This is a genomic window from Microcoleus sp. Pol11C2, from assembly GCF_036701505.1.
Taxonomy (GTDB): Bacteria; Cyanobacteriota; Cyanobacteriia; order Cyanobacteriales; family Microcoleaceae; genus Microcoleus.
In genome coordinates this window covers 54,108-80,106 of the sequence record NZ_JAUBQX010000007.1, presented here as the reverse complement: position 1 = coordinate 80,106, position 25,999 = coordinate 54,108, and the positions used below count along the sequence as shown (strand labels likewise).

The window sequence follows — 25,999 nt, the reverse complement described above, 5'->3', positions numbered from 1 at the left end:
CGCCGCGTCAACTTAATTTACTGGTAACTGTAGCCAAAAATCTAGAAGTCTAATCTGCGTTTTTTTGCTGGTTGTAAAGTTCCTTAAACTTGCGCTGCTGGTGGTTGTGATCTACGACAGGAGAGGGATAATGAAGAAGTCTACGTTCTAAAGGTGAAAGATTTCCTGTTAGCAAAAGTTTCGTATCAACGCGGCGCAATTCGGGAACCCAGTGCCGAATATATTCGCCTTCCGGGTCGAATTTCTGAGCTTGACTCGCCGGATTGAATATTCGCAAAGGTTTCGGGTCCATGCCGCTCGATGCACTCCACTGCCAGCCGCCGTTGTTAGCAGAAAGGTCGCCATCTATCAATTTTTGCATGAAGTATTTTTCGCCCCACTGCCAGTTAATAATTAAATCTTTGGTGAGGAAACTGGCGACTATCATGCGGCAGCGATTGTGCATCCAACCTGTCTGATTTAACTGCCGCATTGCCGCATCGATAATAGGATAGCCAGTTTTGCCTTTACACCAAGCTTGAAAGAGTTTTTCATCGTTCTCCCAAGGAAAGTCTTTGAATGCTTGACGGTAGGGGCCGTCTGCTAATTCTGGAAAGTTATACATGGCGTGTTGGTAAAATTCCCGCCACGCTATTTCCTGTTGCCAAGTTTGGATGCTTGTACACGCTTCTTCGCTGCGGCAAGTGTCCATTACTATCTGGGTAGCTTGCCAAACAGTGCGGATGCCAATTGCGCCAAATTTGAGGGCTGCACTGAGTTGGGATGTGCCGTTAATTGCGGGGAAATTGCGCTGTTCTTGATATTCGTAAATTGCCCGATCGCAAAATTCTTCTAATTTTTGTTGGGCTGCGTCTTCTCCGGGTTCTATGACTAATGGATTTTCCCAAATAAATCCCAAACTAGAGGCAGTTGGCACTGTTTCCATTGCACCTGCTTGGTTGGCGATTGCTTGTTCTTCAGCAGTTAATCCGGTCATTGATTCCAGATAAGTTATCGGCAGTGTCTCTACGGGTTGGGCTTTGGGTTTACTATTCCATTTTTTCCAAAATGGTGTATAAACTGTGTAGGGAGTCCCTGTACCACTGCGAATTTGATCTGGGGCGTGCAGGACTTGATCCCAGAAATTTTGAACTTGAATTCCTGCTTCTTGGAGGGCGTTTGATACGGACTGATCGCGCTGTTTTGCGTAGGGTTCTACATCCCAGTTCCAAAATACTGCTTGAGCATTTATAGCTGTTGCTAATCTGGGTATTCCTAGAATCGGGTCATCTTGTATTATCAGCAATTGGCTGCCGGCTTCCCTGTAACGCGCGGAGAGTTTTTGCAAGCAGCCGATCATGTAGGTGACTCTAGCTGGCGCTACGTCATCCCGATTTAGGATATTGCGATCGAGACAAAAAATTCCGACTACTTTCGGGCTTTGCTGGCGCGCTGCTGCCAGTCCGATGTTGTCAGAAATACGCAAGTCGCGGCGGTGCCAAAATAAAATTAGATCGGACATTCGATTTTAGATTTTAGATTTTAGATTTTTAGATTTTAGATTTTACAGTCCTGGACACACGCGGGGTCAAAAACCCGGTTTCTAAGTTAAGATTTATCGGTTTGATGCACGATTTTTATAAGAAACCGGGTTTTTTTCGTCAGTCCTATTTAAGTCAAAAATGGACGGGCTAAGAAAAAGCTAGAAATTGATTTCGCGTCAATTGGTTCCCCAGCTAAAATAGCTTTTTCTAATTCTTCAGGGGTGAATAAAACTGTTTCAATGTCTTCATCATCGTCTTGTGCGGGTGGCTTTTCCAGTTTTTCCAAATCTTGGGCTAAAAAAGCATAAATGATTTCGTCGGAATAACCGGGGGCGAGAAAAAATTGCCCTAAGTTCTGCCATTTTCCGGCGCGATATCCGGTTTCTTCTTCAATTTCGCGTTTGATAGTTTCGGCGGGGCTTTCATTGATTTCGACTGTCCCGGCGGGAAATTCTAAAATTCGCCCTTTTGTGGCAAAGCGATATTGGCGTACCAAGACAAGTTTACCTTCGGGTGTGACGGGAACTGCAAGTGCTCCGCCCGGGTGGCGAATACATTCCCACTCGCCTTCGGAACCGTTGGGAAGACGGAGGGTGGCTACGTCAAAGTTGAATTTGCGCCCTTGGTAAAATAGGCGTTGTTTGAGGAGTTGGGGTAGTTCTTGACCGATCGACATAAGCGACAAGCGAATAATGTTTGAGTGCACCGATTTAAGACATCATAGGCGATCTCATAGGATTTTAGATTTTAGATTTTAGATTTTAGGTTGGGAATGACTGATAACTATCACAGTTTGGAGCTTACCTACGGTTGCATTTTTTGTGAAACTGCTACGATCCGTGAATTGTACTCAATTTTTACAGTTGCAATTTTTGCACTCCGGAACAGTCTGCGGTTTGCAGCAGTTGGACGATCGCACTTTTCGTCACCGGATGCACCCAATCTGGGGCAATTTCTGCCAAAGGTACTAATACAAAAGCTCTTTCGGTCATCCGGGGATGAGGTAGAGTCAGTGTCGGAGTTTCTAGGATTAAATTGTCGTACAGTAGCAAATCTAGGTCGAGGGTTCTTGGCCCCCATTTTTCTCTGCGAATTCGATTAAATTTTCTCTCAATTTCTAATAATTTTGCTAGCAATTGTTCTGGTTCTAGTGCAACTTCTAGGATGGCGCAGGCGTTGATGTAATCGGGTTGCGGCGGCCCTACGGGGGCGGTTTGATACCAGCTTGAATGAGATTTTACGGCTATTCCTGGGGTATTGTTGAGGGTTACGATCGCGCTAGAGAGTGTGGCGAGGGAATCGCCTAAGTTGCTACCGAGGGCGATCGCACATTTTGTTAGTTTCATAAAGAAGAAGGTTCGGCAACGGATTGTGTAACGGATGTAACGGATGTAACGGATGTAACGGATGTCAGGAAGAAGGAAGAGGGAAGAAGAGTAACGCGGGGGCGGGTTGATCGATCTCCTTTACTACCGACAAATATTTCGAGTAAAACCCGCCCCTCAAAGCCTAATTTTTGGTGGTAAATTGATCCTACAGGACACTTTTTTATGGAAATATGGTGACACAAAACATTATTTTAATCAAACATTAACATACTGTTAAATTTTATTAACTATCATTGACAAGTGTTAGTATTTAGTTTCAAAAATAATGAATTTGTACCTACGCTTATTGTCGGCTATCATTCTAGCAATTATTAGTTTAACAGCAAGTATATCGATAGCTTTGGCTGAAACCAAAGAGCGCTACATTACCCTAGATTCGGACGGCAGTCAATCTTTTGCGAGTTTAGTGCAGCAGGCTGAAGATTTAGCGAAAGAGTCGATCGCCCGCGAGTTTCAAGAAAATCCGGCATTAACAGAAGTTACAATCATCATTACAGCCGACCGCAGCCGACAAAGGGTTCCAGTTTTGCGATCGAGAGTATCCCGCCACGACTGGCAAAAAGATGCGAGAATCGAACAGTGGACTAGATATTTTGCCGATGCTCAATTGCTGCTGGGATTCAGAGACCGCAATATTTCGTCCGCAAATTCTGGGTCTTCGCAAGTGATTAATGTACCTCCGCCTAGTCGAGCGACATCCAGAGAAAATGATCCGGGTTTTCGAGATGATTGAAATCGGGCATCGGGCATCGGGCATTGGGCATTGGTAGCAAACAACAAATAACAAACAACCAATAACCAATTATTAACCCAAATATAATTCAACTTTAATTAACCTTCAGGTTAACTCCCCTTAATTTAAAAGTGATAGAGTTTCATACGGAATCATCAGATTAGGGATGTTGGTTTGAAAAGGAATTTATGTCTAAAATAACTCGCCGACAACTGCTAATTTTCTTCGGCAGCAGTGCGGCTACCACTGTGCTTGCCCCTCAACTAACTAAAACACTATTCGGCATCAATTCCACCTCGGCCGAAGCTGTAGTTCCGCTATCTTTCACTGCGTTAAGACTTCCCCACCCGCTGCCGATTTATCGAGAACTGCCCAGCTTTATGCCGACGGGCTTAAACGGACAGGGAACCGTGATGGCTGCCTCACAGGATACTAAATTAACGAGTTACAGCATTGTTGACGATGTGGTTGTGCCGCCGGAATACGAACGGTATGTGATTCTCCGCTGGGGCGATCGAGTTTTTCCCAATCCGGCAGACTATTTCGGCTACAACAACGACTACACCGGCTTCGTAGGCCTTCGCGGCAGCAATGACGACGGTTATCTCTGGGTTAACCACGAGTATGTAGGCTTTCCGATGTCGAAAGTGACGCCGGAAGCGCCGTCTGATCTGGCACCATTTCCAACCACCGATCGCGCCGTACTCGGTATAGACTTATCGGTAAAGAATCAGGCGACCCTCGGCGAATTTCTGTACAATCTCGGTGGTTCGATCGTTCGCATTACCAAACAGTCTAATGGTAGATTTCAGGCGATCGCCGGCGACCCCCTCAACCGCCGTATTCACGGACTTTCGGGCCTCGGAATCAACAGCCAGCGTACCGACAAATACAAAGATGTCACCTCCTGGGGAACCAGACAAGGGGATAACGAGTACCTCACGGGCACGGGCCCTGCAGCTACCCAAGTCTTCGCGCAAGTCAACACCGACGGACTCGGCAACCGCATCATCGGTACAGCTTACAACTGTTCCGGCGCCACAACCCCTTGGGGAACCATCCTCTCCGCCGAAGAAAACTTCCAAGGTAGCGAACTATTCTTCGTCGGGGTTCAGGAAAACATCAAACCCAACGGTGGCCAAACCAGCTACGCCAAGGGCACTATCGGTGAAGAATTCGGCTTAGTCGGCGAAAAATACGGCTGGATGGTAGAAGTCGATCCCCAAGATCCAAGTTTCCGCCCCCGGAAGCACACATGGTTGGGCCGTTTCCGCCACGAAAACGTCGCGATTCGCGCTGAAGCAGGCCGCAAGTTAATAGGGTACATGGGGGACGATCGGCGCGGCGGACACACCTGGAAATTTGTCAGCAACGGTACTGTTACCAATCCTGCAGATAAAAACAACAGCCGATTGTTTGAAGATGGGGTTTTGTACGTTGCCCAATATAACCGCAACGGTACTGGAAGATGGCTGCCACTGACATTAAATACCCCGACAAATCCGGTGCGTCCTTCTAAAATTGGCGAGGCAGAATTAGCAAGTTTTGGCAAAGCTCAAAGAGATGCAAATACTCGCTTGCCCAAACGCGCCGGAATTGCTGCTCAAACCGAAGAGGGCGGTTCTTTTGTAGTAGATACAACCAATGAAGCAACAGCACTTCCGGGCTACCAAAATAAAACTCTGGCTAACTTCTATAGCAGCCAAGGTGCGGTTTTAGTTGATGCTTTCTTAGCTGCTAATTTGATTGGTGGCACTCCGACGGCGCGACCGGAAGATTTGGAAGTTAATCCTACTACTAAGGAAGTTTTTATTGCTTATACTGACGCCGCACCCGGAAGCGACGGCTATCCAGATTCTCGCATTTTTACTGTTGCTAAATACGGTAGCGCAGTCAACAGCACCCAGCAGTCGGGAGGACTGTATAAGATAATTGAAGACAGTCCCGACGGTGCAGGTTTGACGTTCCGCTGGCAGCGTTTGGCTCAAGGTGGAGAAGCCGGTGCGGTAGCTGGGGCGGGATTTGCTAGTGTAGACAATTTGGCTTTTGACACTCAAGGCAATGTTTGGGGCGTCACTGATATGTCTACGAGCACGCACAACGGTTTTGATGTGGGTGCGAGTGGAAAGCCAACGACGATCGACCATAAAAAGACGGGAAATGTGTCAGATTTTACTGGAGTTTTCGGCAACAATTGGCTCTTTTATATTCCTAGTTCTGGGCCGAATGCAGGAACAGTAATTCCGTTTGCTTACGGGCCAAATCGGTGCGAAATGACAGGGCCGACTTTTGTGGGAGATACGCTGTTGCTTTCGGTGCAGCATCCTGGGGAAGATTGCCCGATCGATGATGGCACTGTACTGAGTCGGCAAATTGAAATGTTGGATTTGAACGGTGCTGTTTTCAATCAGACTCGTAGTGTTGCTCGCGGCAGTTTGTGGCCGAGTAATATTGAGAACGATCGGCGTCGTTCGCCGATGCCGTCGGTGATTGGAATTCGTCGCGTGCGATCGACTCCAACAGGTCAGTTTGTCTAGAGCGATGGGCTTCTTATTGTACGCAATATCAGTAGGGACACGATTGCCGTGTCCCTACTTTTCATCCTATTTATATCATTTGCGATCTATTACTATAATAAAAACCTTTGGTAGTGAGGACTTGAGTCCTCTCTCCGGCTGCGGACTCAAGTTCGCAGTACGAACCTTACTTATTACTGTGGAGCGATAGGCAATAGGTAAAATAGAATATGATGATTTTTGGAAATTAATGGATGCGGCTCGATCGCCAGAATCACAAATAAAGGGCTATAGACTATTTTGCGGTAGTGATTTTCTCTACTTATTATCTCTTTAGGTAGTTAATTATTTCCCACTATAAAAACAAGTTTTCCGTGCGACATTGCATTTATTTCATTGGCTAGCACTTCTATTTCAGGGGCAGTTAAATCAGAAAAATTTATAGTTTTATAAGATTTATATTGCCACCTAAAATCCTTGGCTTTCCGGATATACATAATTTTGGGACTAATATTTTCATGCACAAATGGAGCTACACGAAATTTACACCACGGGTATCGCTTAGTCACGGATATGTGTTTTCTATCGAGTTTTATTTTAGTCGTTTTGAAATAAGTTTGAATGTGTTGCGAAAATGTAGTAAGAAGTGAGCATAGCAAAACAATTGAAAAAATGAGTAAAAACAGCCCACCCACTAACATAAAGACTATATACCCGGTTTCAACCATGATTTTTATGAATTGAAAAATTAATAAAACTAACCCCAACTCAACCAACATTCCTGTCCGTATCCAGTAGCCTCTCCAAAAACCCAACTTTTTTGGGGGAATCAAAATCTCTAGCTTCTCCCCATCTTTCTTCAGTTTAATCCTGCTCCCGATCAGTTTTTGTCTCGCCGCCGAGATATCTGTTTTCGGGCGGGAATTTTCCAGCGCTTCCAGGGCCTCTTTTGCAGATGCAAGGCGGCGGTTCACACTCGGTTGTGTCATCCACTTCAGCCAATCGATTAAATCTCGGTTGAGATTAACTAATGACTCAAATTGAATTTGCAAATTACCTTGAGATAACTCGGCTGGATGCCTACCCGTTACTAAATAAATTAATGTTGCACCCAAACTGTAAATATCGGAAGCTGGAACATTCCGCCCGCCAAATTGTTCGGGCGGCATATATCCGTAAGTACCGACAACAGTAATTGTACCGCCTTTTCTAGCTGCTAGTGTCTGTACGGAACCAAAATCAACTAAATAAACATCACCGACACTATTGCCCAAGCTATTTGCCAGTAAAATATTACTCGGTTTGATATCTCGGTGAATAACTTGTGGCTGTTGCCCGTGGAGATAGTCCAAAATTTCCAGTAATGCTTTAGCTAGTTGCTTGACTTCTGCTGTGCTAAAAGTTCGCCCGCTTTTTAACCATTCTTCTAAGGATTTGGCTGGGATATAGCTTTGTACCAAGGCGAATCCTTTACCCGTTGGTGTATCCACCTCAAAGTAATCCAGATAGCGAGGAATTGCCGGATGAGAAAGCAGTTGTAAAGTTTGTGCTTCTCTTTCAAAGAGTTTCAAGTCATCCCAGCGAACATCTTCTCCAAAAATCAGTAACTTAATCGCTACTAACTCTTCTGTGTGCAAGTCGCGCGCCATAAACGTGCGCCTTCCCGCAGTTTGACTTAGCTGTCGCTCGATTACATAACGTTCTTTTAAAACTTCACTTGCCATTTTTTGCAAACCTCTTGAGGAGAGTTATTGTTAATTTCATTGGCCATCTCTACTTTATTCACTAATAGGCAAATTTAACCATTCGCTGAGTTCCCCTGCTATCCAATCAATCTCGTCATCGATGAGATGGCTGGTAATAAGTTGATATTCCCGCGTTCCGGCCCAAATTTGAATATTGCGCCCCAGGCTGGAGTATGTATATTCATCTCTTATGAATCGTAATGTACAGATAGCTTGCCTCGGACTTGGTGGCAGCATATTGTAACGCAAAAATCCCCACAAGTTGGAAGTAAAATAAATTTGTTCCTCATCGATTAGTAGTCGAGTGGCGATACGTCTAAGAAATACTAATTTTATGGGTTGAAAAAGTAAAAATAAACAAAAAATGCCCAAGTAAGTAACTCCGAATGCTGCGAATAATCCACCTAGAAAAGAACCCTTAGTAAACGCCCTAACAATCCAGGATATACTTACTAAAAGCACGTGGTACGATGCAATTAACGGAATTACTAAATAGACACTAACTAAAAAGAGAGGAGAAAAAGTAGAAATCACAATTTCCAAACTCTTTCTGTCTTTATTCAGTTTTACATTATTACTCGCCCTAGGGTTTCGCAGGAGCGATCGCCCCCTATGTTTCGGTTTTTCCAGTGCTTGTAACGCCCGATCGGCCGTGGTTAAGCGGCTGTTTAAATCTGGTTCGGTCATCCACTGCAGCCAGTCCACAAAATCCGAACTAATAGCGATTTTTGGCTCAAAATTAATACGCAAATCCTCCTGTGGCAATTCGGCTGGATGGACTCCAGTTACTAAGTAAATTAACGTTGCACCCAAGCCATAAAGATCCGAAGCCGGAACCGCGCGCCCGCCAAATTGTTCGGGCGGCATATATCCGTAAGTTCCGACTACCGTAACGGTGCTACCTTCTCTCGCTGCTAAGGTTTGAACTGAGCCAAAATCTACTAAGTAAACTTCACCCAACCAACTACCTTTATTAAGGGCGGAGTGTTTTTGTTTGAGGGGCGATCGCTCGGCTAGCAGAATATTACTCGGTTTAATATCTCGATGAATTACTGGCGGGTTTTGGTGTTGCAAATATATCAAAATTTTCAGCAAGTTTTTAGCGATTTGCTTTATTTCTTTTTCGTTAAAATTCCGTCCAGATTCAACCCATTCTGCCAAAGATTTCGCTTCAATATAGCTTTGTACCAGTGCAAGCCCTTTAGTCTTTGGCGTCTGGAATTCAAAATGGTCTAAGTAACTAGGAATTACCGGATGGGAAAGTGACTGTAAGGTTGTGGCTTCTCGTTCAAATAGTTTTAAATAGTCCCATTGGAAATCTGCACTAAAAGTAAGGATTTTGATGACGACTAACTCCTGAGTTTGTAAGTCGCGCGCCAGCAAAGTTTGTCGTCCCCCATTTTTTCCCAGGCCTTGCTGAATGGCATAACGTTCTTTTAACACTCGCTCTACCATATTTTTTCTATAAATATTGACAGCTTTTACTATACCTCAGCCTTAACGAAAGCTGCTAGGAAAAAGCTCCATTTGTTACAAACATTAATTATGATTATTATGATATGACTATAATGCGCTCAGTAGTTAACTAGAGCCTGCTTTAACTTCTGTTCTCATTCCATCCCGAACAACTTTTAGCTTCCAGCTCAATCAGTAGTGATAGTCCAAACACAGGCACGCTATATGTCAAGTGCCTGCGTAAGTCCTGAAATATTAGTTTAAGTAGCCCAAAACTAAACTACGTCTGAATGGACGAAAAAGCTGAATTTATCTCGCCCTCTCAAAACCGATATTAGAGGCTTTGATTCCTCTGATTTAGCTATTCCTCCAGCCTGCTGGGTCGGACGGTTTTTCACCCCGTCATGGACTAAATTCCTCTTGTAATTCACCGTAATTGATTAAGTGCGATCGTACCAACTTTGCAGCGCCAAGCGGTGAACTTCCCGCCAGCTAATATTTTTAAGTCTGGCAATTTCCGCGCAATCTTCGTATTCTGGGTGTACATTAACAATCGTTTCTCCAGACTTCGCAACTTTTATTTGCACTTCGCCGTATTCTGTTTTAACTGTCTGAATTTCTCTGTGTAAAATAGTTCTCTGTTGAGTCGATCGCCTAATTCCCAGAGTAGTAGTTTCGCGAAAGATCACAGCTTCGCAAGCATCCTCAAATTCTGGATGACAAATCGCAGTTAACAAAACCCCCAGCCGCGACTTTTTCATCACAATTGGGGCAGTGAAAACATCCAGAGCTCCGGCGGCAAACAAAGCATCAAAAACATAGCCGATCGCCTGCGGACTCAAATCATCAATTTGCGTTTCCAATACCGTAATAGTTTCTATGGAATTGGGCATTAGGAATTGGTTAAATATTTCCTTCTCCCCTATTCCTTCTTCCCTATTCCCTATTCCCTCTTCCTTCTCCCCTATTCCCTCTTCCTTCTTCCCTCTTCCCTCTTCCTTCTTCCCTCTTCCTTCTTCCTTGTCCCCAATCCAGAGGCGCAAAATATTAGGAATTGCCAGGTTTCGAGAACCTGCACCCAAACCGATCGCCTGAATTTGCATCGGCGGTGGCGGGCCGAAAGCAGAGGCTAGAGTACAGGCGATCGCAGTTCCCGTAGGAGTGCACAATTCGCGATCGATCCCGTTGCTATAAACCGGCACTCGGTGCGTTTCCCACAACCGCATCACCGCCGGCGTCGGCACCGCTAACTTACCGTGGGCCGCCTTCACCGTACCTGCACCAGTCGGCATCGCCGAAAAGTAAAACTCCTGAATATCCAACCAATCCAAACCCAAACAAGTACCGACAATATCAATAATTGCATCTGTAGCCCCCACCTCGTGAAAGTGAACCTCGCTTGCGGGGATACCGTGTACGGCACCTTCTGCATCTGCTAATTTGCCAAATACAGCCAAACTCCAAGCTTCCACTCGCGGAGGCAATTTTGCAGAAACGATGATTTGCTCAATTTGTGGCAAATTGCGGTGATGAGTGTGGCTAATTTCGGCATCTGCTTCGCCGTGACTGTGAGAATGTTCTTCCCCGTGATGATGGTGGTGGCGGGCGTCGAAAGTCGGGGATTCGGTTTCCGAGGGATCGAGTTCGGTAGCGGGATTTTCTGGTTTTAACGACAAATCCGCAGCTAAATCGACATAAAATTTAGTTGCTTGTTGAGTATTCCGGTGGACTAATTCCGTCCGCAACTGGTACTCTGTCGAAATGCCGAGCAAATTGAGTTTTTCGATTAGGTATTCTAAAGGAACGCCGGCGTGGATGAGAGCTCCGATGCACATATCGCCAGCAATGCCGGTTGGACAGTCAAAATAAGCTATTTTATTCATTGTTAACAATTAATTTTTAGCATTGATTGTTTCACTCGATATTTCGATCGCCCACTTAGCCTGCAATATCTTAACATGGCAACTATTTACGAAGTGCATCCAGTTGCACCCCAAAGAGACCGGATCGAGAAAATTCAAAAAGCTCTAAAAAATGGGGCAGTGATGCTTTATCCGACAGATACAGTTTATGCGATCGGCTGCGATATCAACTCCAAGTCTGCAGTAGAACGAGTCAGGCAGATCAAGCAACTATCTAATGATAAGCCTTTAACGTTCCTGTGTTCCTCTCTGTCAAATATCACCGACTATGCTACAGTCAGCGATGAAGCATACAGAATTATCAAGCGGTTAATACCGGGGCCTTATACATTTCTGCTGCCAGCTACCAAGTTAGTGCCACGGTTGGTAATGAACCCAAAACGGAAAACCACTGGAATTCGCGTTCCCGACCAGCGGCTTTGTTTTACACTGTTGGAAGCCTTGGGAAATCCAATTATTTCAACGTCCGCTCACATTACAACGGATGATGAAGGTGCAGCACCAGTGCCTGCATCTAAAGCAGAAAGCTTTGGCAAAGCTGAGCTGTTTGACTGTTTTTCCAAGCTAGTGGATGTCATTGTCGATGACGGTTCCGATCCGGGATATCAAGTTTCTACCATTCTCGATTTAACAGCAAGCGAACCGATTGTTGTTCGCCGTGGTTTGGGTTCGGAAGCTGTCGCCGTTTGGGAAAAAGATTAAAATTTTCAGGGGCAGGTTAAGCGCTCAATTGGCCCACAACCCGCCCCATTTTTTTAGTTATAAACTGCTTTAAGCCTCTACCTTAACTCCTTTCCAAAAAGCAATATATCCGGCAATATTTTTAGCAGCATCTTTCGGAGTAGGATAGTACCAAGCAGCATCTTTATTAACTTGTCCGCCGACTTCGACACTGTAGTAACTAGCAACACCTTTCCAACCGCAAGTAGTGTGAGTGCTGCTATCCTTGAAATACTCACGGTTAATAGCATCGGCGGGGAAATAATAGTTGTTGTCTACAATTTCGCACTTGTCGCTCTCGGCCAAAACGGCACCATTCCAAATTGCTTTCGGCATCAGTTTTTCTGCTTAAATTGAGATTCTCAATTATTGTAACTGTATTTGTGCTCAAAAGGCATAGAATAGTTGAGAAGCCAACAACCAACTACTGCAAATGTCAGCGTCTAATCCGCCAATATCTTCTGTGCCGCTGCCCCTGGAACAAGCACTCAAACATTTTTTTGGCTATGACTCTTTCCGCCCGGGGCAGCAGGAAATTGTCGAAGCTGCTTTACAAAAACGGGATATGATGATTGTCATGCCGACGGGCGGTGGCAAGTCTTTGTGTTTTCAATTACCGGCACTGTTGAAACCGGGATTGACAGTGGTTGTGTCGCCGTTAATTGCTCTGATGCAAGACCAGGTGGAAGCTTTGCAGGATAATGGAATTGGGGCGACTTTTCTCAACAGCACTTTGAGCAGTCAGGAAACGCGATCGCGCGAAACAGCGATTCTCGAAGGTAAGATTAAATTGCTTTATGTTGCACCCGAACGCTTGCTCGGTGAGAGATTTTTACCGTTTTTAGATATAGTAGCAAATAAGTTAGGAATTTCGGCATTTGCGATCGACGAAGCCCACTGCGTTTCGGAATGGGGGCACGACTTTCGACCAGAATACAGGCAAATGCAACGAGTGCGCGATCGATATCCCGATATTCCCATTATGGGACTAACCGCCACCGCTACCGAGCGCGTCCGCCAAGACATTATCCAGCAGCTAACTCTGCGAAATCCCTACATCCACGTCGCCAGCTTCAACCGCCCCAATTTATACTACGAAGTTCGCCCTAAAACCAAACACAGTTTTGCCGAAGTTTTGCAAATCATCCAAAAAAAAGGCGGTTCGGGAATTATCTATTGCCTCAGCCGCAAAAAAGTTGACGAAGTTGCCTATAAATTGCAACAAAGTGGCATCCAAGCCTTACCCTACCACGCCGGCATGAACGATGTTGATCGCGCCACCAATCAAACCCGCTTCATTCGCGACGACGTGCAAGTAATGGTAGCCACAATAGCCTTCGGTATGGGCATTAACAAACCCGACGTGCGGTTTGTAATTCACTACGACTTGCCCAAGAATCTCGAAGGATACTATCAAGAATCCGGCCGCGCAGGCCGAGACAACGAACCCGCCCATTGCAGCTTATTTTTCGGCTACGGCGATGTCAAAATGATCGACTACATCATCGAGCAAAAACCTGATCCACAAGAACAACGAATTGCCCGCCAACAGTTGCGTCGAGTAATCAACTATGCAGAATCAACCGATTGCCGTCGTACAATCCAGTTAAGTTATTTTGGCGATTCATTCCCCGGAAACTGCGGTACTTGCGATAACTGTTGCAACCAAAAACCCGTAGAAGATTGGACGATTGAGGCAATGAAATTTCTTTCTTGCGTCGCCCGCTGCCAAGAAAAATTTGGCATGAATCACATTATTGACGTGCTGCGCGGTTCAAAGAATCAAAAAATATTGCAATACCAGCACCACCAACTTTCTACTTACGGAATTGGCAAAGATAGAAGTGCTGATGAATGGAAAAAATTGAGTCGTTCGCTGTTAAATCAAGGTTTTTTAGACGAAAAAACAGACGGATTTCCCATTTTAAAACTGAATGAAAAAAGTTGGGAAATTATGAAACGTCAGCGCACAGTTGAAATCGCCATTGAACCCCAGCGGGAAGTACAGGGTAAAGTTCGTTCTTTGGCAGTAGAAGTAGAAGGTTTATTTACCATACTGCGGACGCTACGCAAGCAAATTGCCGACGAACAATTTGTGCCACCTTACGTAGTTTTTGCGGATAAAAGCTTGCGAGACATGGCAGAAAAACGCCCGCAAAATCTCACAGAATTCGAGGAAGTTTACGGCGTTGGCAGCAACAAGCGAGATAAGTACGGTAAGGTTTTTTTGGAGGCAATTCGCACTTTTTGCCAAGAACAAGGATTGCCAAGTGGTGCTGCATCTTCTGATGTCGCTAATCTTCCCAATCTTGCTAACGTTGCGTCTTATTCGCAGATGCAAACTTGGGAATTATACCGACAAGGTTTGACAGTTCAAGGAATAGCTAATGCGCGGGGTATGAGCCCTAATACTATTTCTGGGCATCTGATAGAATTGATGGAAATGGGCAGGGAAGTTGATATAAATTTGTTGGTGGAACCGGAACGTCAGCAGGCGATAGTGTACGCTATTGAAGTTATGGGAGATGAAAAACTGAGAGCCATTTATGATTTTTTGGAAGAACGTTATACGTTTGAGGAGATTAAGTTTGTCCGCGCTTGGTGGCGGCAAAATTATGTGGGTTTTTAACCGCAGATGTAGGCAGATGAACGCTGATGAACGCAGATAATTGATAGGATGGAGAAATGAAAATTAAAAAAGTAGCTTTTTGGGATAATTTACGAGAGTGGCGTTTTGAACCAATCTATTTTTCCAACTTGGCTTTATTAGTTGGTGTCTCCGGTGTCGGCAAAACACAAATTTTGAATGCTATTTTGAATTTACAAAAGATAGCAAATGGTGTTTCCCTAAACGGTTTAGCTTGGGATATTACATTTTCGACAGTAAATGATGATTTAGATGATGTCGAGTACCGCTGGCAAGGCGAATTTGAAACAAAAAAAAATCTGCCAAAGATTCTTAATGAGGAAGACGAAACTAATCAATTTAGAATTGTTAGAGAACATTTATTAATGGAGGAAGATATAATTATAGAAAGAACACCTAATGAAATTATATTTCAAGGTCAGAAAACGCCAAAATTGTCTCCGTTCCAAAGCGTAGTGAAAATCTTAAATCAAGAAGATGATATTTCACCTGCTTACTACGCTTTTTTGTATAAAATAATTAGCAATAATTCGAGTTCAATGGATTATTACGACATGAATTATACAGCGATATTAAACCTACCAAAAAGTGAGTCGGTATTAATGGCTATCAAGGAAACTGATGTGCCACTTCAGATAAAATTAGCTTTTATTTTTAGTCATTACTCAGATTTATTTAATAAAATTAAACGCATATTTATACAAGCTTTTCCTCAAGTGGAAGACCTAAAAATAGAACCCGTACAACATGAAGAATCATCATTTATTAGTTTTCCTATTCAAATCAAAGAAAAGGGTGTTAACGATTGGATTTTCCAAAACAATATTTCTTCAGGAATGCTGAAAACACTCATTCATATTAGCGAATTGTATTTGTCGCCCGAAGGCACGGTAATCCTGATTGATGAATTTGAAAACAGCTTGGGAATTAACTGTATCGATGTTGTGACAGATTTGATTGTGGAAAATAGAAATATTCAATTCATTCTCACCAGCCACCATCCTTACATAATCAATAATATTGGGATGGAACACTGGAAAATAGTCACTCGCAAAGGTGGGGTTGTAACTGTGATAGATGCTAAAGATTTGAATTTGGGAAAATCTAGGCATCAAGCTTTTATGCAACTGATTAATCTTGAAGAATATAGCGAAGGAATCAAAGTTGAATGAATCTGTATTTTTTGGTTGAAGGAACACAATCGGAGAGAAAAGTTTATCCTGCTTGGCTGGCTTATCTTTTACCGGAATTGCAGCGAGTTGACAATTGCGATGATGTGAAGGAAAAAAATTATTACTTGATTAGCGGTGAAGGATATCCTTCGTTATACAATTACATCCCGCCTGCGATAGAGGAAATCAACTCAAACGGAAAATACAGCTATTTTGTAGTGTGTCTGGATGCCGAGGAAAATACTGTTGCCGAACTTACAACTGAAATTGAGGATTTTTTAAGTCAGCAAAAATTGAAATTAAACAATGCAGAACTTGTACTGATATTTCAGAATCGCTGCTTGGAAAGTTGGCTGCTGGGCAATCGCAAGATTTATTCCAGAAATCCTCAAAACAAACCTTTATTAGATTATAATAAATATTATGATGTTTCAGTTAACTGTCCTGAAAACATGGGAAAATATCGAGATTTTAATACTCACGCTCAGTTTCACGGAGCTTATTTGAGATTGTTATTTGAAGCTAAAAATATTACCTATTCTAAGAAACGACCTGGAGATGTACTCAAGCAATTTTATTTAGAACAGCTATTGGCAAGAATTCAAGTTCACCCAGAACAACTTACTACTTTTCGACATTTCATCGATTTTTGTAATATAGTTAAATCCAAATTACAAAATTAAATGGCAACAATTATACGACTTATGTAGAACCTCTATATGTAGGGTTCCATGTACACCACACCTTAGCGCTATAAGTAGCGCGTCAAACCACTTAGGCTTCTCTGTGCTCCGCGCGCCACCTACACTTTAGAAGTGTACAATAAATGGTTGACTTCGTTAGCCAGCCATTCGTTAAACAGATTATGCAATATTTCTTGATACCGTTCAGGGGTTAATTCCGCCGGGAGAAACTTTTCAACCAGGAACAAGTGATATCCTAGCTCTGTTTCAATTGGACGAATCACTTCTCCGGGTTTAGCGCTAAATACGGCGACGGCTATGTCTGGTTTTAAACCCCACCGATAAACCTTGCCTTCGCAACCGCATATATGCCGACGATTTTCGTCAATATCGTAAAGGTGAGCAGCATCAAAAAAGCTAATTTCTCCTTCTTGAATTTGATAAAATAGTTCCTGAGCAAGCTGGCGGTTGGCAACAATTATTTGATAAAGAATTATTTGGTCGAATTGCAGTTTGTTTTGAACAAAAATCTTTTCTACTTCTTTGCTAAACAAGTGTTCGGCTAGTTTTTGGCTGAGGAGCCGATCGCAAATCCCGGCTTCTAAATCTTCTACAGAAATCATCTGATCGACCAGCCAAGCAATCGTGTCCGCCGCTTTCTCCAAACGCTTCTCGCGACGGAGTTGGTCGCCCACAGCTTGAATTTCGTCGGGAGTCACAGTTAACCCCCGTTCCCGGGCGGCTTTCTCAATAACTTTTTTCTGCAAAACCTTTTGACTAAATGTTTTTAATTGCATCTCTTGTCTGAGTTGTTCGATGATTTCACTTGCTTCAATCAATGGCCCGTAAAAGTCTTTCATCTGTCTCTCTCCACCTATATAACTTTATTAACTTCATCCCCGACGCTTCCTGCGGGGTAGTTGGGGTTAAGGGTTAACGGTTAGCTACAAGATGTTATTTGGCAAACTAATAAAATCAGCATTGCTCAAAGTTGTTGCACCCGCTGGGTTAACTGTTCCCAAAACAACAGCTAAAATTCGATCGCCATTATTTGAACTAAACTTGAGCAGAGTCGCGTCTGTCGTACCGTCACCATCCGTATCAAACGCGACGAGTGTCAAGTCTGTTACCGAAATTCCCCCTATCAGCCCAATTCGATCGCCTTGAGCAGGATTAAAATCAACGACTCGATCGGCTAACAATGGATTAGCTGCTGCACTCGCTGTTTCGGGTTGAAATGCAAAGGTATCAGCGCCGCTACCTCCAATCAATGTATCGGTGCCGAAGTTGCCACAAAGAAAATCGTCGCCGTTGCCGGCAATTAGCAAATCTTGACCTTTCCCTCCCCGCAAAGTGTCGTTTCCATCGCCTCCATCGATCGCATCATCACCTCTGTTAGCTTGGACAATATCGTCGCCGCTTCCTGCAAAAATTTGATCACTCCCGCTATCGCCAGTAATCACATCGCTGTCGTTGGTGCCCAGCCAATATCCGTCGCCGTTGCTGTCGATCCTACTCTCGTCGCCAGTACCCGTACTGTCTGGAGAGAAATTAGAAGGACTTGAATTGTTAGAAGTGCCACCAGTCACGGGGGTGAACGTTGAACCGTCATTATTTGACGGTGTGGGTGTTGGCGCTGTGGCGTTAGTAGTTGGGGGCGCCACTGTAGAAGCACTCGCTATCGCGCTGCCACTGCTAGATGTAGCCCCCACAGCGTAAGCAGTCTCACTACTTGTACTGCTTCCCATCGGGGAAGTTGCTGTCGCGCTGCTGGTACTGCCTGCACCGCTGTTATTTACAAAGGTACTAGATGTGCTGGAACTACTGCTGCTGCCCGCACCAGGGTTATTCGCCACCGAATTCAAGGTGTTTAAACTATTGCTGTTTCCAACAATATTATTTAAGGGCTCAGGAGCTAATGAATCGAATGGAGGCATCGCGATTTATCTCCTTTTACTTGTATGTAAAGACGAAAATCACTTGCACGAGCGCCGACATTGCGAATCTCAATGAATGCCAATGTAGGATTTTAAAGAGTGTGAAACAATTGCTTTTCACTTCAGACTAAAGACTGAAATGTTTTTAATAAATGAACCTTGGTGCATCCCGAAAATAGGACAGGAAAAAATAGTTACCAATACCAATCTGGGCGATCGGTACTGATTGCCAATGGCATTTGATTTAGCCATCACCATCACTCTCAAAAGGCTTGTATAAATTTAAACTGCACCTTCCTTGCACTCGCCCGTACTCAAAAAGTATTAGGGCGGACTGCTAAAGATGAGCAAAAACCGTGTTTTATTGCGATTTACCTCAATATATCTGGACTAATTAGAGGTATGTTGCCAATTTGGCAGATTTGTTTGAAATTATAAGACTTACGCAAGTTTTCAATTTTTACACTCTTTGTATCCGGGCGCACGCTTGCTGGTGTTGAGGACCGATCGACACACCGCTGCTCCCGTTCCTGAATTGTGATGAACAGAGCGGGGTTTGGCAGCAGTTTGAGGACTGTGGTTGAGCGGATGGGAGGGGACTTGGAACGGCCGTTGGAGGGGCTTGCATCAGCCGGGAAGGCGACGGATTTAGCCGATTTGAATACGATCGCGATCGAATGGATGCGGAGTCATGGCAGGTGCAGGGCGATCGCGATCGCCCTGCACCTGCCATGATGCGGAAGTAATTAGAATTGGCATTCAGCGAGTTGGGGCGATCGGCTCTTTCCTCCGCCAGAAACCGCTCGTACCCGTGATGAAGTGGTCAATCATTAAAAGCTAAAAAGGGCTTAAGCCTTTACTACAAGCCATCACAGTTAGTGTGGCAAGTCCATCGCCTTTACAGTAACCGTCTCATAAGCATAGTTTGCTCGTGTTCCTGAATTAATTTTTATTTTCACTTTATCAAAGCCTGCGTAGTAAACATCAACACCAGCTAGAGGATCAGTGCCCATCGCTATAGCTGTTCCCGTACCCGTTGCTTTCGTAACTTTGCCTTGGTTTCTAAAAATAATGTCTATAGCAGTCAAAGTGTTTCCACTGTCTACTGATGAAAAGGCATCTAATCCCAATGCAGTACCACCTAAAATCAACTTGTTTTCTGCAACATTTTCGATGTAGGACAAATCATATATCAACATAAGGTTCCTCCTTTGTAAACTAATCAAAACTCATTTGTGGACTAAGCAGGTATAGGAGTTTTTCGCTCGCAGGTACTTGCAGTTTGATATTCACCTTGTTCTTGCAGCACCAGATCCAAATTATAGTGAGCCTCTGCTAAATCTGGTTTCATAGAGATGGACTGGCGATAGTAGGCGATCGCTGTTTTTAAATCGCCTACTTGTTGACATTTGGAGCCTAAATCATTGTTCATTGCCGCGTAATGAGCTTGTTTCTCTAAGGAGAGCTTTCCTTGAGCATGAAGTGCATTGGCTAAGTTAACCTCAGCTTCAACGCAATCAGGCTTTAGTTCTAGTGCTTTTTGATAGTAGGCGATCGCATCTTCCCATTTGCCTTGCTGCTGTAGAGCATAGCCAAGGTTATTGTATGCGGCGATCGCCTCAGGCTGTAGAGCTAAGACTTGATGATAGGTTTCTATCGCCTCGGATAACCGATCTTGAGTTTGATATAAATTCCCCAAACCAAATAAAGCCTTGATAGAGTTTGGCTGCACCTGAAGCAGGTTTTTCAGTAAATTTTCTGCAGTTTTGTACTCGCCTTTTTGCCTCATCAACACCCCCAGTCCATAGAGTGCTTCTGGGTGATTTGATTGAGCTTTCAGAATCTGATGGTATCGCTGCTCAGCTTTGGTGAGTCGGTTCAATCGATGATCTCGAACAGCGATCTGAAGTGCTAAAGAAATAAGATCCCTAACATCCTGTTGTCTGTTCTGACCATTCTTGTATGTGGCTACGATATGCTGAATGTGGCGATCTTTAGCTCCAAAAGAATACTTATATTCCTCATTGCCCGTTAAAAAGTCGTACACTTTAAATCCATTTTGAATGGCGTATCGGAGCGCATCAGCATGGAGGATAAGCCCAGGTGGAGGATTTTTAAAGGTTTGATCGCGACCTGTAATCACAAATAACATGGATTTTTGCTGAAAATCAACAAAGTTGGCGATCGCCCCTAAAGGTCTGTCTCCTTTCCACAGAACCGAAAGATACAGACAGTTATTTTCAAAACAATGACGTAAAATAAGGCGATTGTAACCCAAAATTACCTCACAGGTATCTCCTTTTTGCGTTTTCCATCTGGACTCCCAGAATTTGAGTAGTATCTCAATATGAGATTCCAAATTCTCTGCGTCAACTTGGGTGATATAAAACTCGTTAGAGCTGTCAACTTGCCTTAAAAAGCGTCTTATTTTTTGGCGAGTATTGACACCGACGTAGTTTTGCAGATATTGCTCCCAGTCATCTGGTAATGAAACATAAGGAGCAAGATAAATATCGGGTTCTTCTTCATTCACACTTTGAATGCGGAGTTGACGGAGTTCAAAACTATCGGCAGAGAAATTACTCAAAAATAGAGACATCCGTGTATCTGTTTCTAGAATACTTTTTATATTGAAACTCGACCATACTAACTTTTTCTGGATGTAAGCAGCAAAAGCAGGAATTACTTCTGCTTCATAACCAGGCAGACAAATAAGTCCTGTGTAATCTGCCATGCTATTTCCGGCCATGCAGATTTCAGTTTCAAAGCCGCCTCCATCCTGGTGGGTTAATAAAGTTTTTAGAGGAAAAAAAGCCACATAGGATGAATCATGGGTATCTGGTTTTGCAGCTAATATGAACCACGGCTCATACACCATCTGCAACCATCCAGATAACCAAATCCAGGATAGGAAGAACTGAGCCTGATGATCAGCAGCGTATACAGAATTCCAATTTTCTCTAATTTTATTAAATGTTTCAAAATCATCAATTTTCTCAATCTGCATATGATTTTTCCCTCACCAATTATACTTCCCATATTTGTCCATTAAGACTAGATACTCCTAATTCTCCTGAGAGGAGGTCTAACAAGTATCTTGTGCAACATTAAAATCGCAGTATGGATCATCTTCCTATCGGGTGAGACTATTAACGCCCAAAAAATGAAATACAAGTACTGCGAATTGTAGATGAAGCACTTTGGTTTCCAGTCCTTGCATAGGCTGTGGCTGCTGCATTTGCTCTACTATACTCAAGACTACCCAAGTCTTTAACCGTTGTGTTGGTTACAGTATTTGTATAAGTTTGATTACCAATGGCAAATCCACCTGCAACAGCGATCGCATATCCAGGCTCTGCTTTTGTTGTGGCGAATGTATCCGCGTAAACATTGCCACCACCTACTATAACTGTGCTTTCGTTAATGGGTTCTAAATAACTTAAGTCAGAGATAATTAAGCAATATTTCATGGCAGTATCACGAAAACTTTTTAGCAGACAAATTTCATTATTAAATTGAAGATATACTAGAGTAACTAGATGTTGATGAAGTGCTGCTAAAACTAGATGAAGAAGAACTACTAGAACTCGATTTGGCGTAACTGCTGGAGCTATTAGCAGATGAAACTTTTACAGAAACGCTTTGACTAATTTCACCTCGATCATCGCCAGATGCTTGGACTACGCTTTTCGCCTCAGCAATAACTTTACCATCGGGTGAGACTAGGCGTTTGACAACAACTTTATAGTCAGTCATGAGTTTTACACCGATTTTTGTTGATTATAAAATTGGATAAATCCTAAATTTGTGAGTCGTAGATGGTAATTACCTACGGCTTCATTTAAAACAAGATTGCGTCAGTTAATTACTTGTATAAAAGCCAATTAATCAACTACGTAAATCATCTAAGTAAGGCGGTTAGAATCAAGCCAACTCTGTAATAAAACCTCAAGTCTCTTTATTAAGTTATTAGTAGGGCTTGAACTCTGAAGCCCTACTACAAACCACATAGTTAGAATTGTTTCTGCCCACCTACTTATTCCAATTACCAAGTGACTTGATGAATTGGAGTTATATGCTAGCTAGCAGCCGAAAATCCAGTGGAGGCAGAATACTTACCTTCTACAACAGTAGTAAAGATTTGGGTGGAGGTATTTTTCCCAAAAGCTTCAGATTGAGCGGTCGCTAGATTACCCGTAACGTCAACATATTGCGTGTAAATCTTGTCAACGTCAAAGCGTTCCTTAACATTGAGGTTGGCATAAACATTGGAGTTGAGTTTGCCGAAAAAGATACCACCAACTACAGCAGAACTTTCAGCAGTTTCCAAGTAATTCAGGTCGGAAATAATCATGGCTTTTTTCCTTGTTGTTTGTGATTTATTTGCTAGAAGCAACCTTTGGTTGTTCTGTATGAATTGGAGTTATATGCTAGCTAGCAGCCGAAAATCCAGTGGAGGCAGAATACTTACCTTCTACAACAGTAGTAAAGATTTGGGTGGAGGTATTTTTCCCAAAAGCTTCAGATTGAGCTGTCGCTAGATTGCCCGTAACGTCAACATATTGCGTGTAAATCTTGTCTACGTCAAAGCGTTCCTTAACATTGAGTTTGGCGTTGACATTTGAGTTGAGTCTGCCGAAAAAGATACCACCAACTACAGCAGAATTTTCAGCCGTTTCCAAGTAATTCAGGTCAGAAATAATCATGGCTTTTGTCCTTGTTGTTTGTGAGTTGTTTGCTAGAAGCAGCCTTTGGCTGTTCTGTATTTAATATAGCTAGGCTAATCAGACCTGTGTTGCCATTTTGGCAGATTAATTTTGACAGGCACTGAAAACGAAAAAGGGAGGCTACTCAATCAAATTGAGTAGGACTGGCATTGCCTAAACAGAGGGCTAACTGTATTAAAATCGATCGCAAAGAAGTATAAATCCACAATAGCTAAAATCGGGTTTCTGAGTATAAAGTAATTAATTGGGCTAAGGTTGCCATTTTGGCAGATTTATCGGAAGTGCGGATATTGGATACTGAAAAACCCGATCGCCCGCGGTGAGTCTACCAAAAAACAGGTACACCCAACGCCCGCAATCGGGTTGTCGGTCTATCGACTAAATTACTTACCCGCCCAATTAGACAAGCGCGTCTTAAATCCAGCAAAAAATCCTTGACTGGGAATTGGCAAACACTCAACCTTCTGCATCGCGAGATATTGCCCTTCCTTGACTTCAAGTCCAAAACCTCTGGTATCTGAGTGCAACTCGCTAAAAGCCTCAGTTACATAACCCCCTCCAACTCCGGCTCGTTTTTCCCTCACCACCTCCAGATGATCTAAATCAGCAATTTTGCCCAATGCAGACTTAGTTTCCGATTTACTCGACTTGCTGATTTGACTGTTTTCTTTAAGCAAGCGGTTGGAAGTACGGTAAGGGATATAGTCGAGAGGGTTGTAACCCGTGCACCGCAAAAGTAAAAAACAAGCCCAAGAATACTTTCCTGCCAGAATCGCTGAAATTATCTCATCCAATTGTTCGGGTTTGATTCCAACTTGGGAATGATTGGCAGAATGGTGGAATTGGGAAGTCATTATTTTATCCTGTTTTGTGTATAGAGAGTGACAAAGGACAACAACCACTTAACTAAGTTCTACAAACTCATGCCGCCTTTTTGTAGTTGCTTGAGAGGGTCAAGCAAAATGTCGGCTATGCTGCGCTGGCGAATGACTATTTCCGCAGTAGCTGTTTGGCCAGCTTTGAGTTTCCAGGTTTGGTTTTTGGCTTTCACTGAGTCTCGATCGATACTCACTTCCACCCGGTAAAAAACACCCAATCGCTCGTCTGTTTTGGCATCGGGCGAAATAGATAAAACTTTTCCCGGAATGACGCCGTAATTTTGATAAGGAAAAGCATCGAATTTGACCTGCACCGGCATTCCGGTTTTGACAAATCCCGCTTCTCGGTTCGGCAAATTCACTTCCAGCACTAGCTGAGCCTGATTCGGAGTCATTTCTGCAATAGTTTGGCCCGGTTGAACTACTTCGCCAGTGTTGTGAATGTTGAGTGCGGAAATGACTCCGCTGACGGGTGCGTAGAGAAATCTTTGTTTGAGCTTATTTTTTGCTTGATCGAGCAGGGTTTGGGTTTCGGCAATTTTGGATTTGACTTGATTTAATTGCATTTCCAACTGCTGAATTTTTTGCTCTTTTTCTAACTGCGTTTGGCGCGCTGCGGCTTGTTTGCTGGCGGCTTCGGCTTGCAGTCGATCGACTTCTGCCAATTGTTGGGTTAATTCACCTTCGGCTTGAGAAATGGCGCTTGTTCGATCGCGCAAACTTTGCTCGACTTCAAACAACCTTTCCTTAACCCCAGTTGCATCAGACAGTTGACTCCTGATGGCAGCACTTTGCCTGTCGCGAACGGTTTGCTCGACTTCAAAGGCGCGATCGTCAGCCTGAGTTGTCTCCCCCAACTGGCTTCTAATCACCGCATTTTCACTTTCTCGCAGAGCTTCCTCTGCTTGAAACAATACGTCTTTTGACAGCGCTCCTTCATCTACCAAAGGTTTGAGACGCGCGATCCGCTCTTTGTGAGCAGTTACTTTTGCTTGCAATTGCACCAGCAATTCTTGAGTTTTGCGTTGCAACGGTTTCACCTGATCGCGCCGCCCTTGCTGCGAGTTAATATCTGTTTTCAGTTGCGAGAGCAAGTCTTGCACATTCTTTTCCAGAGGTTTGAGTTGTTGCTGGCGGGCTTGCTGAGACACTAAATCTGCTTGCAATTGCTCGATTTGAGACTGCGTAGTGGCGGCTGAAGCGCGAGCACGGGCGATCGCAGCTTCAGCCCCCCGCTGGTCTGCAGCAGCAATAGCTTGGCTCGCTTCCGCTTCCAGTCGAGTTCTCTCGATCGAACTCATCTCTTGCATCAATTGAATCCGATAAGCGTGCAGAATTTTATCAAGACGCTCCACCTCGCTCTGGGCATTCGACGGGTCTAATTCGGCCAATAATTGTCCAGCTTTAATTTTTTGACCTTCTTTGATAGCGAGGTTAATAATTTTTCCCGTCTCCGTCGGGTGAATTTTGTAAACAGCGCCTTTGGGAACTAATTTGCCCTGAGCATGACCAACCTCGTCAATTTTTCCCAAAGTTGCCCACGCTCCAAAAGCTACGGAAAAAACCATTCCTCCTAATATCAAACGCTGCGGAAAAGATACTGGTGGCTGGTCGAGTACCGAGTGCAAAGAAGTAGACCAATTATTCGCATCAGGCTGCCGTAACTGTAATTTGGCAATATTGATACCGTCATGAGTTTGAGAAGAGCGATTTTTAGATTCGACAACTTCTAAAGATCGGTCTTTTTTTCGGGGTTCGTTTTCTTGCCTAGAAGCTACGCCTCCATAGACTTCACCTATTTCGTTAGGAGCGTGGTCTAATTCTTTCTCATCTTGTGAAAACATTGTATTTCCTCCAAGTTAGTCTGTATGCCTGTTGGCTGTTGGCAGTTAGCAGTTGTTAGGAGTCGTCAGTCAGAAGTTAGGAGTCTGGAGTAAGTGAAAATTATTTTTA

25 protein-coding genes are annotated in these 25,999 nt (G+C 43.7%); 8 read left to right on the top strand and 17 right to left on the bottom strand.

Annotated features, from left to right (window positions below; all coding sequences use genetic code 11):
* Window positions 1-49: 49 nt before the first annotated feature.
* The 3 genes from QUA42_RS06790 to folK form a co-directional block, all read right to left on the bottom strand.
* Window positions 50-1,501, bottom strand: a complete 1,452-nt coding sequence (locus QUA42_RS06790; RefSeq protein ID WP_333136243.1) for an FAD-binding domain-containing protein — start codon at window positions 1,499-1,501, stop codon at window positions 50-52.
* Between the two features lie 149 nt (window positions 1,502-1,650).
* Entirely contained in the window at window positions 1,651-2,199 is a 549-nt protein-coding gene (locus QUA42_RS06785; RefSeq protein WP_333136399.1) for an NUDIX hydrolase, read from the bottom strand.
* Between the two features lie 181 nt (window positions 2,200-2,380).
* Window positions 2,381-2,869 (bottom strand): 2-amino-4-hydroxy-6-hydroxymethyldihydropteridine diphosphokinase, encoded by a 489-nt coding sequence (gene folK / locus QUA42_RS06780; RefSeq protein WP_333136241.1) that lies wholly within the window; start codon window positions 2,867-2,869, stop codon window positions 2,381-2,383.
* A gap of 307 nt (window positions 2,870-3,176) precedes the next feature.
* Between folK and QUA42_RS06775 the strand changes: the two genes are divergently transcribed.
* Together QUA42_RS06775 and QUA42_RS06770 are read left to right on the top strand one after the other, a co-directional pair.
* The gene (locus QUA42_RS06775) at window positions 3,177-3,644 is read left to right on the top strand and encodes a hypothetical protein (RefSeq protein WP_333136239.1); all 468 of its coding nucleotides are present in this window, start codon (window positions 3,177-3,179) and stop codon (window positions 3,642-3,644) included.
* 188 nt (window positions 3,645-3,832) lie between these two features.
* Window positions 3,833-6,181, top strand: coding sequence for a PhoX family phosphatase (locus QUA42_RS06770; RefSeq protein WP_333136237.1), 2,349 nt, complete (start codon window positions 3,833-3,835; stop codon window positions 6,179-6,181).
* Between the two features lie 320 nt (window positions 6,182-6,501).
* On the opposite strand, the gene QUA42_RS06765 is transcribed toward QUA42_RS06770, so the two are convergent.
* From QUA42_RS06765 to larC, 3 genes are all read right to left on the bottom strand, one after another.
* Complete coding sequence (locus QUA42_RS06765; RefSeq protein ID WP_333136235.1) at window positions 6,502-7,884, bottom strand: serine/threonine-protein kinase; 1,383 nt, start codon at window positions 7,882-7,884, stop codon at window positions 6,502-6,504.
* Window positions 7,885-7,938: 54 nt separating this feature from the next.
* On the bottom strand, window positions 7,939-9,360 hold the full coding sequence (locus QUA42_RS06760; protein ID WP_333136233.1) for a serine/threonine-protein kinase: 1,422 nt from the start codon (window positions 9,358-9,360) through the stop codon (window positions 7,939-7,941).
* A gap of 440 nt (window positions 9,361-9,800) precedes the next feature.
* Window positions 9,801-11,243, bottom strand: coding sequence for a nickel pincer cofactor biosynthesis protein LarC (gene larC, locus QUA42_RS06755; RefSeq protein WP_333136231.1), 1,443 nt, complete (start codon window positions 11,241-11,243; stop codon window positions 9,801-9,803).
* Between the two features lie 75 nt (window positions 11,244-11,318).
* Here larC and QUA42_RS06750 point away from each other — a divergent pair, with 75 nt between their 5' ends.
* Window positions 11,319-11,984, top strand: coding sequence for an L-threonylcarbamoyladenylate synthase (locus tag QUA42_RS06750; protein ID WP_333136229.1), 666 nt, complete (start codon window positions 11,319-11,321; stop codon window positions 11,982-11,984).
* Window positions 11,985-12,053: 69 nt separating this feature from the next.
* On the opposite strand, the gene QUA42_RS06745 is transcribed toward QUA42_RS06750, so the two are convergent.
* Complete coding sequence (locus QUA42_RS06745) at window positions 12,054-12,338, bottom strand: DUF427 domain-containing protein (RefSeq protein ID WP_190738299.1); 285 nt, start codon at window positions 12,336-12,338, stop codon at window positions 12,054-12,056.
* Window positions 12,339-12,435: 97 nt separating this feature from the next.
* Here QUA42_RS06745 and recQ point away from each other — a divergent pair, with 97 nt between their 5' ends.
* From recQ to QUA42_RS06730, 3 genes are read left to right on the top strand one after another with little or no spacing between them, the layout of a single operon-like run.
* Window positions 12,436-14,631 (top strand): DNA helicase RecQ, encoded by a 2,196-nt coding sequence (gene recQ, locus QUA42_RS06740; protein WP_333136227.1) that lies wholly within the window; start codon window positions 12,436-12,438, stop codon window positions 14,629-14,631.
* Between the two features lie 56 nt (window positions 14,632-14,687).
* Complete coding sequence (locus QUA42_RS06735; RefSeq protein WP_333136225.1) at window positions 14,688-15,821, top strand: AAA family ATPase; 1,134 nt, start codon at window positions 14,688-14,690, stop codon at window positions 15,819-15,821.
* Window positions 15,818-16,504 carry a hypothetical protein gene (locus QUA42_RS06730; protein ID WP_333136223.1) on the top strand — a complete coding sequence of 229 codons (687 nt, stop codon included), beginning with the start codon at window positions 15,818-15,820 and terminating at the stop codon, window positions 16,502-16,504. Before QUA42_RS06735 ends, QUA42_RS06730 begins: the two co-directional genes overlap by 4 nt.
* Window positions 16,505-16,623: 119 nt before the next feature.
* Here the strand turns inward: QUA42_RS06730 and QUA42_RS06725 are convergent, their stop codons facing one another.
* Together QUA42_RS06725 and QUA42_RS06720 are read right to left on the bottom strand one after the other, a co-directional pair.
* Window positions 16,624-17,364, bottom strand: a complete 741-nt coding sequence (locus QUA42_RS06725) for a peptidylprolyl isomerase (protein ID WP_333136221.1) — start codon at window positions 17,362-17,364, stop codon at window positions 16,624-16,626.
* Between the two features lie 84 nt (window positions 17,365-17,448).
* Entirely contained in the window at window positions 17,449-18,360 is a 912-nt protein-coding gene (locus tag QUA42_RS06720; RefSeq protein ID WP_333136219.1) for a hypothetical protein, read from the bottom strand.
* A gap of 618 nt (window positions 18,361-18,978) precedes the next feature.
* Between QUA42_RS06720 and QUA42_RS06715 the strand changes: the two genes are divergently transcribed.
* Window positions 18,979-19,176 carry a hypothetical protein gene (locus QUA42_RS06715; RefSeq protein WP_333136217.1) on the top strand — a complete coding sequence of 66 codons (198 nt, stop codon included), beginning with the start codon at window positions 18,979-18,981 and terminating at the stop codon, window positions 19,174-19,176.
* Window positions 19,133-19,282 carry a hypothetical protein gene (locus tag QUA42_RS06710; RefSeq protein WP_333136215.1) on the top strand — a complete coding sequence of 50 codons (150 nt, stop codon included), beginning with the start codon at window positions 19,133-19,135 and terminating at the stop codon, window positions 19,280-19,282. Before QUA42_RS06715 ends, QUA42_RS06710 begins: the two co-directional genes overlap by 44 nt.
* Window positions 19,283-19,316: 34 nt before the next feature.
* Here QUA42_RS06710 and QUA42_RS06705 read toward each other — a convergent pair whose 3' ends face one another.
* The 8 genes from QUA42_RS06705 to QUA42_RS06670 all read right to left on the bottom strand — a co-directional run bounded on the left by QUA42_RS06705 (window position 19,317) and on the right by QUA42_RS06670 (window position 25,890).
* A complete protein-coding gene (locus QUA42_RS06705; RefSeq protein WP_333136213.1) occupies window positions 19,317-19,640 on the bottom strand; it encodes a hypothetical protein in 324 nt (107 codons plus the stop codon).
* Window positions 19,641-19,681: 41 nt separating this feature from the next.
* Entirely contained in the window at window positions 19,682-21,448 is a 1,767-nt protein-coding gene (locus QUA42_RS06700) for a GNAT family N-acetyltransferase (protein WP_333136211.1), read from the bottom strand.
* Between the two features lie 142 nt (window positions 21,449-21,590).
* Window positions 21,591-21,911, bottom strand: a complete 321-nt coding sequence (locus tag QUA42_RS06695) for a TonB-dependent receptor (RefSeq protein ID WP_333136209.1) — start codon at window positions 21,909-21,911, stop codon at window positions 21,591-21,593.
* Between the two features lie 40 nt (window positions 21,912-21,951).
* Window positions 21,952-22,197: a hypothetical protein gene (locus QUA42_RS06690; RefSeq protein ID WP_333136207.1), complete on the bottom strand. Its 246-nt coding sequence runs from the start codon at window positions 22,195-22,197 to the stop codon at window positions 21,952-21,954.
* Window positions 22,198-22,519: 322 nt separating this feature from the next.
* Entirely contained in the window at window positions 22,520-22,795 is a 276-nt protein-coding gene (locus QUA42_RS06685; protein ID WP_333136204.1) for a hypothetical protein, read from the bottom strand.
* A 76-nt stretch (window positions 22,796-22,871) separates the two neighbouring features.
* Window positions 22,872-23,147 carry a hypothetical protein gene (locus QUA42_RS06680; RefSeq protein ID WP_333136201.1) on the bottom strand — a complete coding sequence of 92 codons (276 nt, stop codon included), beginning with the start codon at window positions 23,145-23,147 and terminating at the stop codon, window positions 22,872-22,874.
* A 404-nt stretch (window positions 23,148-23,551) separates the two neighbouring features.
* Window positions 23,552-24,022, bottom strand: a complete 471-nt coding sequence (locus QUA42_RS06675) for a HetP family heterocyst commitment protein (protein ID WP_333064312.1) — start codon at window positions 24,020-24,022, stop codon at window positions 23,552-23,554.
* A 59-nt stretch (window positions 24,023-24,081) separates the two neighbouring features.
* Window positions 24,082-25,890, bottom strand: a complete 1,809-nt coding sequence (locus QUA42_RS06670; protein WP_333136199.1) for an HlyD family efflux transporter periplasmic adaptor subunit — start codon at window positions 25,888-25,890, stop codon at window positions 24,082-24,084.
* Window positions 25,891-25,999: the final 109 nt, after the last annotated feature.